Origin of the sequence: Streptomyces sp. SCL15-4 (genome assembly GCF_033366695.1) — a bacterium.
GTDB lineage: Bacteria > Actinomycetota > Actinomycetes > Streptomycetales > Streptomycetaceae > Streptomyces.
On sequence record NZ_JAOBTQ010000001.1, the window covers coordinates 7,812,020 to 7,826,179 of the forward strand.

Consider the following 14,160-nt stretch of genomic DNA (forward strand, 5'->3'; position numbering starts at 1 on the left):
GGGGCGCGGTCAGGCGTGGACGGGCTCGGCGGACGCGGGCCCGGCCGCGTACGTGTGGCGCATGAAGTCCAGTCGCAGCAGGTCCTCGTTGACGGCGGCCGGGGCGAGGTGCACGTACTGCCCGCCGTCCGTGAAGACGATCCCGAGCGCGGCCCAGTCGTCCAGCAGCCGCCGCACCGCGGCCTCGTCACGGGCGTGTCCGGGCGCCTTGCCCGCCGCCTTGCGGGCGACGGCGGAGAGAGCGTGCGGCTGGTCGAGAAGACGGAAGACGGCCAGCTCGAAGGGGTCGGTCAGCTCGGCGGTGCGCCAGTCGAAGGCACGCCGCCGGGAGACCAGGACGATCCGGTCGCCCAGATCGGTGTGGGTCAGCCGGGCGTCGGCGTGGTGCTTCTTCCACGCGGCCAGGGCGTCGTTGAGCGCGGTGACGGTCGGCTCGCCGATGCCCCGCGCCGGAGCCTCGAACACATACGCCAGGTCGTGGAGTTCCGTCTCCGGCAGGTCGTAGGTGAACCGGTAGTGCTGCTCGGGCCTGAGGCCGGTGAAACCCAGTTCCGGGCGCTCGAAGTAGGGGCTGAAGCGTTCGATGGCGATCCGGGCCGACAGGTCGACCGGGGGATCGAGGTGCTCCAGCGCCGGTATCTGCGCGATGACCGGCTCGTAGTCCTCGGCTCTCTCGCCGGGGAAACCGTGCAGGTAGTTCCAGGCCACGGACAAGCCGGTCTCGGCGCCGTCGCGGAGCATCCGGACGTTCTGGCAGCCGCTGACACCCTTGTCCATCAGGTCCAGCACCCGGTGGTTGAGCGACTCGATGCCGGGCTGGACGTAGATCATCCCCGCGTCGGCGAGGGTACGCAGTTGCGGCCGGCGCATGTTGGCCTTGATCTCGATGTGCAGCCGCAGGTCGTATCCGCTGTCGACGATCCGGGGCAGCACGGTCGTCAGATAGCCCATGTCGAGGATGTTGTCCACGACGTACATGTCCAGGACCCGGTGACGGCGGGCCAGTTCGACGATCTCCTCGTAGAAGGTCTCCGGGCTCTTCGAACGGAACTCCATGAACGAACCGTTGAGCCCGCAGAACGTGCAGTGGTGCTTCTCGCCCCACCAGCAGCCGCGGGCGCCCTCGACCACCAGCTTCGGCTCGATCCAGTGCCGCGCGGCGGAGGCGGCCAGGCGCTCGAAGTAGCCGCTGTAGTCGGGCGGCAGGATCGCGGCGGGCGGCAGCGGACGCGTGGCCATCCGATTGGCCAGGCTCTCCCCGCCCGGGCCCCGGTGGCACAGACCCGGCACACCGGCGAGGTCCGAGCCGTCGGCGAGCGCGGTGAGCAGCCGAGGGAAGGCCGCCTCGCCCTCGCCCCGTACGACGTGGTCGACGAAGGGGAAGTTGCGGTGCACGGCGGCGCCCTGCGCCCCGTCGCAGTTGGCTCCGCCCAGCACGGTCACGATGTGCGGAGCGAGCCGCTTGACCCGCCGGGCGGCGGCCAGCGCGGCGGTGTTCTGCTGGAAGGTGGAGGTGAAGCCGACGACATCGGGCGCGTGGGCGACGATCCGGCGCGCGATCTCGTCCACGAACTCCGGGACCACCCGGTGCAGCGCGTGCGTCATGGCCATGCGCGACTTCTTCAGCTTGCCGCGCATCACCGACGTGAACTCCTCCTCGCGCCAGTGCGGATCGTCGTAGAGGGCCGAGGAGAACACCCAGTCGCCGCAGCCCATGAAATAGGAGGACAGGGCGTAGTACTCGTAGTCGTCGCCGGTGAACTCGGTGCGCGCGGTGATCCAGTCGGTGAATTCGAGGTTGGCGTGCAGGACCTCGGCCTCGGCGCCGGGCACGCGTTCGTCCACGCCGCGCTTGAGGATGCCCAGCGCGAGGGACGGGAGGTCGATGGGGGACCAGGGCATGTTGACCAGCAGGACACGCATGTCGGCTCCTCGGGGAGGGGGAACCGGCCGGCCCGGCGGTGCACCGCCGGGCCGGCCGGCGGGGGTCAGTCCTCTTCCGCGTCCTCGGCGTTGCGGAACGGGACGGTGACGGTGATGCCGACGCTCGGCTTGCGGTTCTCCTCGTCACCCGCGAGCGGGTCGTTGTGGATGATGTCCTTCTGCATGAGGCGTTCTCCTCTCCGTGGCGCGTGCGGTGGTGTGGTGCTCCCCGCTCCGGGCGGAGCGGGGCGTCTGGGGGTGGCGGCGGGCCGGGCCGCGCAGTTCCCGGTCGAGGAAGACCACGGCCCGGCGCAGCACGGTGACGTGGTCGTGGCCGTCGTAGCCGTCGTGGCCGGAGTCGAGCCACAGCGCCTCGTGCCGGACCCCGGCGGCGCGCAGCGCGGCGAGGTAGCCGCGGATCTGGCCGGGCGGGCACTTGGCGTCGTGCGTGGCTGCCGCCACCAGCAGCGGGGCGCGGACCGCGGTGGCGTAGTGGATCGGCGAGCCGCGCGCGTACCGTTCGGGGACCTCCTCGGGCGTGCCGCCGAACAGCCGCTCGTCCAGGGCGCGCAGCGCGGGCGTGGTGGTGCGGTGGGCGGCGGCGCAGTCGGCGACCGGCTTGACCGCGACCCCCGCCTGCCACAGGCCGGGACGGGTGCCGAGCGCGAGCAGCGTCAGGTAGCCGCCCCAGGACGTGCCCCACAGGCCCACGGCGTCGCCCCGGATCAGCCGGCGGGCGACCAGCTCGGTGCGCACGGACGCCAGGTCGGCGACCTGGGTGAGTCCCACACCGTCCCGGTAGGCGCGGCGCCAGCGCGGCCCGTACCCGGTCGAGCCGCGGTAGTTGACACGGACGACGGCGAACCCGGAGGCCAGCAGGGAGTGGACGGCGCCGTCGTAGGCGTCCCGGTCGTGGTCGGCGGGCCCGCCGTGCACCAGGAACACCGCCGGGACCGGGCCGCGTGCCGCGTCGGGCAGGCCGAGCAGGGTGTGCACGGGGCCGTCCGGGCCGGGCGTCCACACGTCCCGGTGCGTCCCGGGGACCCGGCCGGGGAGGGAGGGCGGTTCGGGCAGGGCGGTGTCCCGGGTGGAGCACAGGCGGGGCGGATGACCGGCGGCCGTCCAGAGGTAGTGCAGGTCGCCGCCGGGGCGGGTCGCGGCGTCCAGCACGGTGCCCGGCGGGGTCGCGACGGGGGTGAGCGTGCGCGCGGTGAGGTCGGCGCGGTGCAGGGTGGAGCGGCCGTGGCGGTCCTGACGCACCAGCACGGACCGGCCGTCCGCGTCCCAGCGGGCCGTGATCTCCGTGTCGAAGGCGCACCACTCGTGCGTGGTCAGCCCGGTGGCGGGCCGCCAGGAGGCCAGGACGTAGCGGTCGTCGCGGGCGCGGACCAGGAGCAGTTCCTCGGCCTCGGGGGCGGGGGCGAAGCCGAGGGACCACAGGCGTTCCCGGTCGTCGGCGGGGAGCGCGGCCCGTGTGCCGCCGACGGGCGGGACGGGCCGTGCGCCGCTCTCCGTGCTGCCGCCGCGCAGCACCGCCTCCACCTCGCCCTCGCGGGTCAGCACGGTGACGTCGGCGGTCCCGGCGAGAGCGAGCAGCCGGCCGCCGGGCGTGATCCCGGTGAGGGTGACACGACCGGGCATCCGGGCCACCGTACGGGCCGTGCCGCCGCGCGGGCCCACGTGGACGGCGGTGGCCCGGCCGTCGCCGACCGCGAGGGCCACGGTGCCGTGGTCGCTCACCGCCAGGCCCCGGGCCGGCCCGGACGGTACGTTTGTCAGCCCGGGCCGGTCGGGCCCGCCGGCGAAGGGCTGGAACCGCCAGCACCCCGCGCCGTGCGCGTCCTCGTCGAACCACCACACGTGCGCGTCCCGGTCCACGGCACCGTGCAGGGTGCCGCGCGGACGCCGGGTGACCTGCCGGGCGCGGCGGGCCCCGGCGTCCCAGGCGAACACCTCGCACCGTCCCTCGGCGTCGGCGGTGAACACCATCTTCGCCGGGTCGGCGGCGCACACCTCGGGCAGGGCGGCCCGGTACACCTGGTAGCCGCCGCTCATCCGGATGCCCTGGCGGTGAGGGTGCCGCGCACCGGGCGCCGGGAGCCATGGGCGGCGAGCAGCACCAGCAGCACACCGCAGCAGACCGCGGGGGCGGCGGGGGAGAGCCGGTCGGCGAGCGCCCCGGCGAGGACGGGGGCGAGGGCGGCGGCGCCCGTGGTGGCGGTGGCCAGTACGGCGCCGGTCCGGGCCTGGAGCGCGGGCGCGGTGGCCTGGAGGGCGCGGGCCTGGAGCACGACGGAGGCGAGCGGCATCAGCAGGCACACCAGGCCGAACAGCAGCCCGTACGCCCACGCGTCGGTGACCGCGGCGAGGGCGGCGGCGAGCGGGACGAGCAGCCAGGTCACCGTGGTGACGACCCGCGCGGCGCCCCACCGCCTCGCCACGCGCGGCGCGGCGAGCGCACCCGCGAGGCCGGCCGCGCCCGAGACGGCGAGGACCGCGCCCAGCACGGCACCGGCGTGCCCTTCCCGCTGGAGGGTGAAGACGGCTCCGTAGTACAGCGCCACCACGACCCCGTTGACGACGGTGCCCCACACCAGGACCAGCCGCAGCAGCGCGGAGGAACGCACCAGCCGCAGCCCGGCCGCGCCCTCGCGCAGCGGCCCCTCACCGCGCCGCCGCGGCGCCGGCGCCGTGAGGTCGGCGCGCATGGCGGACACGCATACGGCGCTGACGACGTAGGAGAGGGCGTCGGCGAGGAACGGCAGCGCGCGGGCGGCCTGGTAGAGCGCGCCGCCGAGCACCGGGCCGGCGATCAGCGCGCCCTGCCCGGCGGCGGTGAGCCGGGCGACGGCCCGGGGCTGTTCGGGGCCGGGGCAGATCAGCGCGACCGTCCCGCGGGCCGCCGCCTCGAAGCAGGCGGTCGCCAGCCGTTCGACCAGCACCGCCGCCAGGATCAGGCCGAGCGGCGCTCTTCCGGTGGCCAGGGCGAGCGCCACGCAGCCCATGGCGAGCGCGGCGACGGACGCGGACCCGACCATCACCGGTTTGCGGGCGCCCCGGTCCGCGGGAAGGGCGACGAGCGGACCGAGGAGTAGCCCGACGGCGGTGGAGACACCGGCGATCAGGCCGACGGTCCCGGGCGAGTGCCCGAGCCCCAGCAGGAGCAGCGGAAGGACGGTGCCGGAGGCCTGGCTGCCGACCCCGTCGGCGGCGTCGGCCCACCACAGGAGCCTGAAGTCGGATGTGTCCGCCCGCTGGTGGGACGGTCGTGCGGATGACACTGGCCGTTCCACGGAGCACCTCACCAATTGTGGCGAAACTGTGCAGAAAATGTGGCGGGAGCGGAGTGAGCGGGATCGTAGAGGAGCGCGGAGAACCGCCACAAGGCTCCGCGAGGCGTGGCCGGTTTCGTGCCGTGGGGAGGCGCGGGGGCGAGGACGGTCGAACCGGGCGAAGGGGGACTGATCATTCCGTAGCGGACGAGCGCACCGCCGCGCGCTCTCCAGCGGGAACACCCTCGGCCACCGCCGCTTCGCCGGGCCGGACCGGCCGGGCGGGCCGGCATCCGCGCACGCCGGCCCACGCGGCCGAGGAGGCGGCCCGGACGCCGCTTTCGACCGAGAACGTTCGCCGCCGCCGGGCACCGCCCGCGGCTCGCCGGCTACCGGGCGGCGAGCCGGGCGAACTCCCAGGGATCGTGGGCACTGAAGACGGTCACCTCGTCCGCGTGGTCGCGGCGCAGGGCACGCAGGCGGTCACGCGTCGCGACACGCGCCGCCGCATCGACCTGCGCGCCACGCTGGACCGGCTCGAGAACGGGGTGGGCGAGCGGCGGACCGGCCTCCAGTTCACCGTGGTACATGTACGCGTCGCCCGCGTGCAGCAGCCACCGCCCGTCGCCGTCGCGCACGGCCACGCCCGCGTGTCCCGCCGAGTGACCGGGCAGCGGCACCAGCAGCAGTTCGAGCGACAGCCCTTCCGGCCGCACCACTCCCGGGAAACCGAACCACCGCGCGGGTTCCGCCACGGGCGCGGGTGTCAGCAGCGGGCCGTGCGCCCGGTGCGCCGCCATGAAGCGGTCCAGGCTGTGCCGGTGGTGCGCCGCCGCGGGATCGCCGACGGCCCGGTACTCGTCGGGATGCACGTGCACACGGGCGTGCGGGAAGTCCGGCAGCCCTCCGGTGTGGTCGCGGTGCAGATGGGTGAGCACGATGTGCCGTACGTCCGCCGCCGCGTACCCGAGCCGTACGACCTGGCTCAGCGCGGTCTCCGCCGGGTCCAGCACGGGCCGGGCGTACGCCACCCAGTCCGCCTTCAACGACCCTGTGGGGTCACGGAGATCGCCGGTGCCGAGGCCGGTCTCCACCAGGAGAAGCCCGTCCGCGTCCGTCTCGATGAGCAGACAGTGGCAGACGGCGGCCCGCTCCCGGTCCGGCGCACTCGTGCCGGCCCCGGACCGCAATGGTGGAATCCCCAGCATGGAACCGCAGTTGAGATGATGGATACGCATGACGCCCCCGGTAGGTGTGGACGGGTGGGCTGTTCGTCGACCGACGCTAGGAGGGGGCTTCGTGACTCACCAAACGGTTGGACACGGGCCGAGCGGTGACCGGGACGGCCCGCTGGCCGACTGCCCGGACGACGTCCTCGTGCCGCCCGGCGACCAGCCGCGCTGTCCCGTCGACATCACCCTCGCGGTACTGAACGGCCGTTGGACCCCGCTGGTGCTCCGCGAGTTCCTGCGCCGCGGCCAGGCCACCTACACCGAGCTGTCCACCGCCCTGCCCGCCCTCTCGGACAAGGTCCTCTCCGACCGGCTGGCCCAGTTGACCAGGGCGGGCGTCATCGAACGCCATCGGATCCCCGGCTGGCCTCCCCGGGTCCGCTACGTCCTGACCGGCCCCGGCCGGGCGCTGGAGCCGGTGGTGCGCGGCATGTGGGAATGGGGTACGGCACGCCGGGACACCTCCGCCTGATCACCGGCCCGGCGCCGCGGTGAACGTATCGGTCCCCGCCGGCGTCGATCTGCTGTGAGGACTCATGTGTGGGCGTGCCGGCTCGTCCCGGTGACGGCCGTCGCGATGCTCGCCGGTCTGACGGGATGTTCGGTCCGGGGCGCCGGCCCCGGCGTGCCGGCCGTCACCAGGAAGGCGCCGATCACCCGGCCGGTCGGGGTGAGCGGCGACGGCCGTGTTCTCACCGTCACGGTCGAGTCCGGCGGGTGCGACGGCCTTCCGCGGCTGAAGGTCTCCGAGACCGCCGGGAACGTCCTGCTCACCGCATGGATCACCACCCGGACGGGACCGGACGCCGTATGCCCGGCCGTGGCCCGGGCCGGCCGGTCCCGGGCGGTCCTGCGTACGGCCCTGGGGCGAAGGACCGTGACCGACGCGGCGAGCGGACACCGGCTGTCGCTCCGCCGAGCACGGCGGCCGGCCCGCCACGGTCCGCCGGGACCTGGAGGCGGACAGGAAACGGACGGCGTCATTCTGCCCCCACCCTCTTCGAATGTGATTACGATCAAGCGGTGGCCTCGGGGAACACCCCGGCGGCCGTTCGAAGAGGGGGAGACATGAGCGCCATTTCGAGACGATCCCTGATCGGGTACACGGGGACGACCGCCGCCGGCGCGGTGATCGCCGGCACTGCCTCGGCGTCGCCGGCCCAGGCCGCCCAGACGGAGTCGGCGAGCACGGCGGCCGACTTCCCCGAGGGGACGCTCTTCGGCGGCCGCGTGGGCCGGTCCACCAACAGCGACACGCCCGCCGACCTGGAGATCAAGTTCAGCGTCACGAACTCCGAGACGCCGGCGGGCTACGTCGTCACCCCGCAGGAGATCGCCGACGCGCTCAACGAACTCATCGCCTCCCGGGGCTGGCCGGCGATCACCTTCTACGGCACGCCGGCGCCCGCGCCGCTGAACTGACCGAGCCGGCACCGGCCCTCCCGCCGCACCTCCCGTGACACCGCGGCCACGCGGCTGCGAGACTGGCCCGCGAGGGCCCACGGGCGGTGGGCGGCGAGGCGGTGGAGGAACCGGCGTGGTCGATCAGCACCGGGCCGTGCCGGGAACCCCGGCGCCCGCCGACGTCTGGATGCTGGTACGGCACCGGCCGTCGGTGCTGCGCCGCTCCACCCGCGACCTGGCGGCGGCGCTCGCCGACGCCCACGGCTCCCGCTTCGCGGTCTGGCACACCGACGAACTGCTCTTCGGGGTCCAGGGCGGACGGCTGACGCTGCGCACCCTCGGCGGCATGGAACTGCCCGCCCCCGAAGTGGTGTGCGTCCGCCAGGTGGCCGGCCCCATGCGCGACGACCGCGAGGTGACGCTGCTGCGGCACCTGACGCGCATGGGCAGCACCCTCGTCAACTCGCTCGACGCCCAGCTCAAGTCCCGCAACAAGATCTGGCAGTTCCAGGAACTCGCCCTGGCCGGACTGCCGGTGCCCGACACCCTCTCCTACGCCACCGCCCCGCTGGAGGGCGTCGTCCGCAGCCCCGGCCTGGACACGCCGTGCGTGGTGAAGTCCGTCGGCGGCGCCAAGGGCGGGCAGGTCTTCCTGGCTCCCGATCCGCACCTGCTGCGGGAGGTGGCCGGCAGCCTCACGCAGGAGACGCCGTTCCTCTTCCAGGAACACGTGGCCACGTCGCACGGCCGCACCCTGCGTGTGCTCGTGGTCGACGGCGAACCGGTGGGCGCCGTCCTGCACACCTCCCACGACGGCGCCCTCGCCGCCAACATCGCCAAAGGCGGCTCTGCCACCCCGTGTTCCGGCCGTCATCCACGCGCGGAGGAGCTGGCGGTGCGCGCGGCCCGCGTCCTGGGCCTGGACATCGCCGGAGTGGACCTGCTGTTCGCCGGCGAGGACACCTACACTCTCTGCGAGGTGAACGCCGTGCCGGGCTGGCGCCCGGAGCTGACGGCGGTCGTCCCGGCCATCACCGCCTGCGTCGCCCGGCGCCTGTCCGCCCTCGACCGAACCGGCCCGCCCCGACCGTCCCCGTCGTAACCGGACCCCGGACCTGGCGCCGCCGGGAGCGCGTCGCCCGGACGTCGGTCCTTCCCGCGGCTTCGGCCGTCGTGCAGGCGTTCATCGCGCACGCGCCCCGGGAGGGGCACCGGGCCGGTGGGCGCGGGATTCCGCCGGTAGGCATCGCGGCGGGCGGTGTGCATGCGCCGGGCGAGGCACAGCATGCCGGCCGGCACGCGGCACTCCGGGCAGGGCAGGGAGTAGGCACCCTGCCGGAACCGGGCGGCGGTCGCGTGCGCGGCGTCGTGGACGGCGTCGGCGGCCGACGTCGGGATGACGGCGGTGAGCGGGGGTATCAGGCGCGGCGGCCGCCCTTCCGGCCCGGGACGCTGATCCGCGGGCGCCTGCGGAAGGGTACGTCCTCGGCGAGCCGGCACCGCCGCGGTCCGTCGTTGCCGACCTCCCCATGCCGCGGGGCCGACGGGGTAGCCGTCGACGTCGTCGCGGTCGTAGAAGTCGAGGGGCACGGGGTGTGCGGTGCTCATGGAGAGGCATCTCCTTGTCGTGTCGAGGGCGGCCCACCCTCGGTCGCTGTACGCCGAAGTGCCGTTCCCCGCTACGCCTACCCCGCTTTCGCTGGTCAAGGGCCGTGCAGTTCGACTCGGTTGCGCCCGGTCCCCGGCGGACCCTTCAGCGGGTGCCGTCGGCGGGATCGATCTTCTCGACGAACGTCTCCTCCGGGCCGATCGGACGCCCGTCGCCGGTGCGGATCTCCAGTGGGCCCAGCGGGCGCCGGTCGCGCCGGTCGAGGAGCCGCGAATGCGCTTCCCCCGGGGCGAAGCAGTGCGCCTCGCCCCACTGGCGCAGCGCCACGATCACCGGGAAGAGGCCGCGTCCCTTCTCCGTGAGCACGTACTCCTGGTAAGGGCTGCCGTCGGAGGCGGGTACGGTCTCCATCACCCCGGCCCGCTCCAGCGCGCGCAGCCGTGTGGTGAGGATGTTCCTGGCGATCCCCAGGCTGCGCTGGAACTGACCGAAGCGGCGGCTGCCGTCGAAGGCGTCGCGCACGATCAGCAGCGACCACCAGTCTCCGATGGCGTCGATCGACCGGGCGACGGGGCAGGGGTCGGCGTCGAGCCGGGTGCGGGCGACCATCGGGCTCCCTTCCTTCACTTCTGGTTGCAACATGCTACCAGCGCGGCCTAGAGTCCGTCCGGTAGCAACTTGCAACCACTATGGGGAGGGTGCCGTATGCCGAGTGACTGCTCCACGGCGGGCGGACGGACGGCCCGTGACACCACGCTCGCACCGACCGGACCGCCGCCCACGCGCCTGGTCCTGCTCTTCGCCGTCGCCTGCGGCAGCGCGGTGGCCAACGTCTACTTCGCCCAGCCCCTCCTGGTCACCCTCGGCGACCGGTTCTCGCTGGGCCCGGGCCTGCTCGGCGCCCTGGTCGCCGTCACCCAACTCGGTTACGCGGCGGGCCTGTTCCTGCTCGTACCGCTCGGCGATCTGGCCGACCGCCGGAAGCTGATCACGATTCAGCTCGGCCTGCTCTCCGCCGCCCTGCTGGCGGTCGGGCTGGCCCCCGGGACCGCCGCGCTGCTCGCCGCTCTCGCCGTGGTCGGCGCGCTCGCCGTCGTAGCCCAGACGATGGTCGCCGCGGCGGCCCACCTCACCGCCCCAGCCTTCCGCGGACGAGTCGTCGGAGCGGTCACCAGCGGGGTGATCACCGGCATCCTGCTGGCCCGCACGGTGGCGGGCATCCTGGCCGACCTGGCCGGATGGCGGTCCGTCTACCTCTTCTCGGCCGCCCTCACCGCCACGCTCGCCGTGCTGCTGCGCCGCGCCCTGCCGGCCGGCGGCCCGCCGCCGGCCGCCCGGCTGCCGTACCGGAGCCTGCCGGCGTCCACCGTCGCCCTGTTCGCCCGCCACCGCCTGCTCCGGGTCCGCGGCGCGCTGGCACTCCTCGTCTTCGCCGCCTTCAGCACCCTGTGGAGCACCGTCGTCCAGCCCCTCAGCAGCCCGCCGTGGTCGCTGTCGCACACCGCGATCGGCGCGTTCGGGCTCGCCGGGGCGGCCGGTGCCCTGGCCGCGGGCGTCGCCGGCCGATGGAACGACCGCGGGCTCGCGCAGCGGACCACCGGCACCGCGCTGGTCCTGCTCGCACTGTCCTGGCTCCCGCTCGCGTTCACCCGGCAGTCCCTGTGGGCGCTCGCCGTCGGAGCGGTCCTGCTGGACTTCGCCGTCCAGGCCGTGCACGTGACCAACCAGACCCTCGTCCACGCGGTGCGCCCGGACGCGGGAAGCCGGATCATCGGCGGCTACATGATCTTCTACTCGGCCGGCAGCGCCCTCGGCGCCACCGCCTCCTCACTGGCCTACGCGGCGGCGGGCTGGACCGGGGTGACCGCGCTCGGAGCGGCCTTCAGCTGCGCCGCGCTGCTGCTGTGGGCGACGACCCGCAGCTCGTGAGTCCGCCGTCGGTACTCCGCACTCCGTGTGTCTGTGAGTGCACTGCCGACGCACGCACCCGGCGCGGGCCGTCGCCTCGGCGGGCCGGGGCCGGGCGTCGTCCGCGGAGACGAGGCGCCGGGCGGCTCCGGCGAGCAGCGCGGCGGCCAGGGCCAGGAGTGCCGCGCGCCGACACTCGCGCGGCGGCTGCTTCGGCCCGGACCGGCGCCGTGTCCGGTGGTCGCAAGGGTCCGGCGGCTCGTCGTCCGGGCCGGCCATGGTGCCGTGCCCCCGCGCATGTGCCGGTCCGAGAAGGACCGTCGGCTTTTCCGCACCGACGGTGACGGGTGGTCGGCGGGGCGTGCCGCCGAACGGCGCCGGTGGCCGAACCGTCGCGCTGATAGGAGACTGTCCACGGAAGGCATGTGTCACGCTCCATGCACTCGAACGAGTGAGCCAGCTGAACAGTCGGTCCGGGACTCGTCGCCGATCGGCCGGCCCAGGCGCCGGCCGGCGCGAGGTGCGGCCACGACATCCGAGACGCCTTGGCGGTGCTCGGGGCGACCGCGCGGGTCCACCCCCCGAACCGCCGGCCCGGCATCCTCCCCTCCGGCCGGGCGACGGGGGCGGCACCGCACCAGGACGGCGTCTTTCACGAGTACCGCCACGACCGACCAGGACCGGGAAGGAACGATCGGTTCATGAGCGGCATCCAGGTGCGAACACCCGTCGCGGCCGACGGCCGACTGGGCGAGGCCGGCGAGCACCCCGGGCTCAGCGATCCGGACTATCTGTCCCGGCGCCGGGCGATCGCCGCGCAGGCCCGCGGGCACCGGGTCGGCGACCCGTCCCCGCCGGTGGAGTACACCGCGAGCGAGGAGAGAACCTGGCGCACCGTCCACCGGGCGCTGTGGACGGCCCAGGACGAGCACGCGTGCCGCGCCGCCCTCGACGCCAGGCGGTACGCCCCGGTCCCCGCGGACCACATCCCGCAGCACGCCGAGGTCGGCGCGCACCTGCGGCGGCTGACCGGCTTCGACTTCACCCTCGCCGGAGGAGTGGTCGCCAACAAGCGGTTCCTGGGATCGATGGCGGACGGCTACTTCCACGCGGTGCAGTTCGTCCGCCACCCCGCCGTACCGCTGTTCACCCCGGAGCCCGACGTCGTCCACGACGTCTTCGGCCACGGCATCCACCTCGCCTCGCCCGCCTTCGCCCGGATCTACCGTTTGATCGGAAAGGCGGCGCTGCGGGTGGAGCGCGAGGACGTGCTGCAGATGATCAGCGACGTGTACTGGTTCACCCTGGAGTACGGCGTCCTCGACGAGGGCGGGGCGCCCAAGGCGTACGGCGCGGCCCTGCTCTCCTCCTTCGGAGAGATCGGCCGGCTGCACGAGGCCGACGTCCGGCCGCTGGACGTCGACGCGATGCTCGCCACCCCGTACGACATCCGCGGCTACCAGCCGGTCCTCTTCGGCGCCCGCACCCTGGACGAGGTCAACGACACCCTGGCCGCCTTCCTGGAGGACCTCGACGACGACAGCGAACCACGCCGGCGCCCGGGCCCGGGGGACGGCGGTACCGCCGGCCGCTGAACGGGCACCCGGAACCGGGTTCAGCGGCGCTGCCGCTCGAAAGTACGGCCCTCGGCGGCGGTCTTCAGGTCGCGTGGCCACGCTTGCGGACTCCCGCGCGGCAACGCGGTCGCGGAGGGAACATCCGCGTCGACCTGTGCGCCGGTGTGCGTCTCCTCGGTGCGTACGCGGACGCCGTGCGGTTACTGGTGTCCGGCCAGGAACGGCAGGAGGACGCCGGCCATCTCGTCGGGCACTTCCTCCGCGAGGTCGTGGCCGGCGTCGAAGGTGTGTCCGGTGACGTCGTGGGCCATGAGTCGCATCTGGGACTCGTTGCGGTCGCCGATGAACGCGGATCCGCCGAGGGCCAGGACCGGGATGTCCAGTTTCTTCTGTGCGGTCTGCCGGTTCTGTTCGGCGTCGACGAGCATGGCCCGGTAGATGGAGAGCATCGCGCGGATTCCGCCGGGCATGGAGTAGCAGCGCACGTATTCGTCGAGCGCGTCGGGAGTGGCGCTGTCGGGCCGGCCGCGCTCGTACTTGATCATGTAGGTGATCAGCTCGCGCTCGTGTCCGGCGATCAGCATCTCGGGTATGTCCGGCTGGAAGTAGAAGCCCAGGTGCCACAGGTGCATGCCGCCGAAGACGTTCTCGGGGGTGAGGGCTGTGTGGTCCTCGAAGCCGAATCCGGGGAGCAGGGCCTCGGCGAACACGAGAGCGGTGACGTGGTCGCGGTGGCGTGCGGCGAGCTGGTAGCCGATCACCGCTCCCCAGTCCTCGCCCGCCACGGCGTATGTCTCGTGTCCGAGGTGGTTCATCAGCTCGGCGATGTCGTCGCTCATCGTCGCGGAGTCGTAGCCGTCCGACGGGCGGGCGGAGTCGCCGAGACCGCGAAGGTCCGGGACGACGACGGTGTAGTGGGGCGTCAGCTTCGGGACGAGATGGCGCCAGTGGTAGCTGGTCTTGGGTACGCCGTGCAGCAGCACCACCGCGGGGCCGGACCCGGCTGTGCGGTAGTGCAGACTCGTTCCGTTGACGGCGGCTCGGCCCGTGCGGACGGGCGTTCCGTCATGGTCGAACATCATGTTTTCAACCTCTTCGGTGTACGTCGCGATGCGGGTGTCAGTGGGCTTGCGCGGGGACCACGGGGCGGTGCCGGCCGCGGGGAAGGTGTTCCGGCGGCTTCCGCCGGGAGCGGGCGCGCTCGGGGCGGGTGCGGGGGCACGGGTCCTCCCGAG

11 protein-coding genes are annotated in these 14,160 nt (G+C 74.0%); 5 read left to right on the forward strand and 6 right to left on the reverse strand.

What is annotated here, in order from left to right; all coding sequences use genetic code 11:
• Nucleotides 1–9: 9 nt before the first annotated feature.
• The 4 genes from SCK26_RS35320 to SCK26_RS35335 all read right to left on the reverse strand — a co-directional run bounded on the left by SCK26_RS35320 (nt 10) and on the right by SCK26_RS35335 (nt 6,433).
• A complete protein-coding gene (locus SCK26_RS35320) occupies nt 10–1,923 on the reverse strand; it encodes a RiPP maturation radical SAM C-methyltransferase (RefSeq protein WP_318205451.1) in 1,914 nt (637 codons plus the stop codon).
• 144 nt (nt 1,924–2,067) lie between these two features.
• The gene (locus SCK26_RS35325) at nt 2,068–3,978 is read right to left on the reverse strand and encodes an alpha/beta hydrolase family protein (RefSeq protein WP_318205452.1); all 1,911 of its coding nucleotides are present in this window, start codon (nt 3,976–3,978) and stop codon (nt 2,068–2,070) included.
• Nucleotides 3,975–5,204, reverse strand: coding sequence for an MFS transporter (locus SCK26_RS35330; protein WP_318205453.1), 1,230 nt, complete (start codon nt 5,202–5,204; stop codon nt 3,975–3,977). Before SCK26_RS35330 ends, SCK26_RS35325 begins: the two co-directional genes overlap by 4 nt.
• Before the next feature lie 380 nt (nt 5,205–5,584).
• Nucleotides 5,585–6,433, reverse strand: coding sequence for an MBL fold metallo-hydrolase (locus SCK26_RS35335; protein WP_318205454.1), 849 nt, complete (start codon nt 6,431–6,433; stop codon nt 5,585–5,587).
• Between the two features lie 61 nt (nt 6,434–6,494).
• Between SCK26_RS35335 and SCK26_RS35340 the strand changes: the two genes are divergently transcribed.
• The 3 genes from SCK26_RS35340 (at nt 6,495) to SCK26_RS35350 (ending at nt 8,933) form a co-directional block, all read left to right on the forward strand.
• The gene (locus SCK26_RS35340) at nt 6,495–6,899 is read left to right on the forward strand and encodes a helix-turn-helix domain-containing protein (RefSeq protein WP_318205455.1); all 405 of its coding nucleotides are present in this window, start codon (nt 6,495–6,497) and stop codon (nt 6,897–6,899) included.
• Between the two features lie 596 nt (nt 6,900–7,495).
• The gene (locus SCK26_RS35345; RefSeq protein WP_318205456.1) at nt 7,496–7,849 is read left to right on the forward strand and encodes a hypothetical protein; all 354 of its coding nucleotides are present in this window, start codon (nt 7,496–7,498) and stop codon (nt 7,847–7,849) included.
• 115 nt (nt 7,850–7,964) lie between these two features.
• Nucleotides 7,965–8,933, forward strand: coding sequence for a RimK family alpha-L-glutamate ligase (locus SCK26_RS35350; protein ID WP_318205457.1), 969 nt, complete (start codon nt 7,965–7,967; stop codon nt 8,931–8,933).
• 651 nt (nt 8,934–9,584) lie between these two features.
• On the opposite strand, the gene SCK26_RS35355 is transcribed toward SCK26_RS35350, so the two are convergent.
• Nucleotides 9,585–10,049 carry a helix-turn-helix domain-containing protein gene (locus SCK26_RS35355; RefSeq protein WP_318205458.1) on the reverse strand — a complete coding sequence of 155 codons (465 nt, stop codon included), beginning with the start codon at nt 10,047–10,049 and terminating at the stop codon, nt 9,585–9,587.
• Between the two features lie 96 nt (nt 10,050–10,145).
• Between SCK26_RS35355 and SCK26_RS35360 the strand changes: the two genes are divergently transcribed.
• Together SCK26_RS35360 and SCK26_RS35365 are read left to right on the forward strand one after the other, a co-directional pair.
• Nucleotides 10,146–11,369 carry an MFS transporter gene (locus SCK26_RS35360; RefSeq protein ID WP_318205459.1) on the forward strand — a complete coding sequence of 408 codons (1,224 nt, stop codon included), beginning with the start codon at nt 10,146–10,148 and terminating at the stop codon, nt 11,367–11,369.
• A 680-nt stretch (nt 11,370–12,049) separates the two neighbouring features.
• Nucleotides 12,050–12,943, forward strand: coding sequence for a phenylalanine 4-monooxygenase (locus SCK26_RS35365; RefSeq protein WP_318205460.1), 894 nt, complete (start codon nt 12,050–12,052; stop codon nt 12,941–12,943).
• 182 nt (nt 12,944–13,125) lie between these two features.
• On the opposite strand, the gene SCK26_RS35370 is transcribed toward SCK26_RS35365, so the two are convergent.
• Entirely contained in the window at nt 13,126–14,007 is an 882-nt protein-coding gene (locus SCK26_RS35370; RefSeq protein ID WP_318205461.1) for an alpha/beta fold hydrolase, read from the reverse strand.
• Nucleotides 14,008–14,160 lie beyond the last annotated feature (153 nt).

Bases quoted from the DNA above. Each gene is read 5' to 3' on its own strand.
- SCK26_RS35320 (WP_318205451.1), bottom strand. From the start codon at position 1,923: ATGCGTGTCCTGCTGGTCAACATGCCCTGGTCCCCCATCGACCTCCCG.
- SCK26_RS35365 (WP_318205460.1), top strand. From the start codon at position 12,050: ATGAGCGGCATCCAGGTGCGAACACCCGTCGCGGCCGACGGCCGACTG.
- SCK26_RS35345 (WP_318205456.1), top strand. From the start codon at position 7,496: ATGAGCGCCATTTCGAGACGATCCCTGATCGGGTACACGGGGACGACC.
- SCK26_RS35335 (WP_318205454.1), bottom strand. From the start codon at position 6,433: ATGCGTATCCATCATCTCAACTGCGGTTCCATGCTGGGGATTCCACCA.
- SCK26_RS35325 (WP_318205452.1), bottom strand. From the start codon at position 3,978: ATGAGCGGCGGCTACCAGGTGTACCGGGCCGCCCTGCCCGAGGTGTGC.
- SCK26_RS35360 (WP_318205459.1), top strand. From the start codon at position 10,146: ATGCCGAGTGACTGCTCCACGGCGGGCGGACGGACGGCCCGTGACACC.
- SCK26_RS35370 (WP_318205461.1), bottom strand. From the start codon at position 14,007: ATGATGTTCGACCATGACGGAACGCCCGTCCGCACGGGCCGAGCCGCC.
- SCK26_RS35355 (WP_318205458.1), bottom strand. From the start codon at position 10,049: ATGGTCGCCCGCACCCGGCTCGACGCCGACCCCTGCCCCGTCGCCCGG.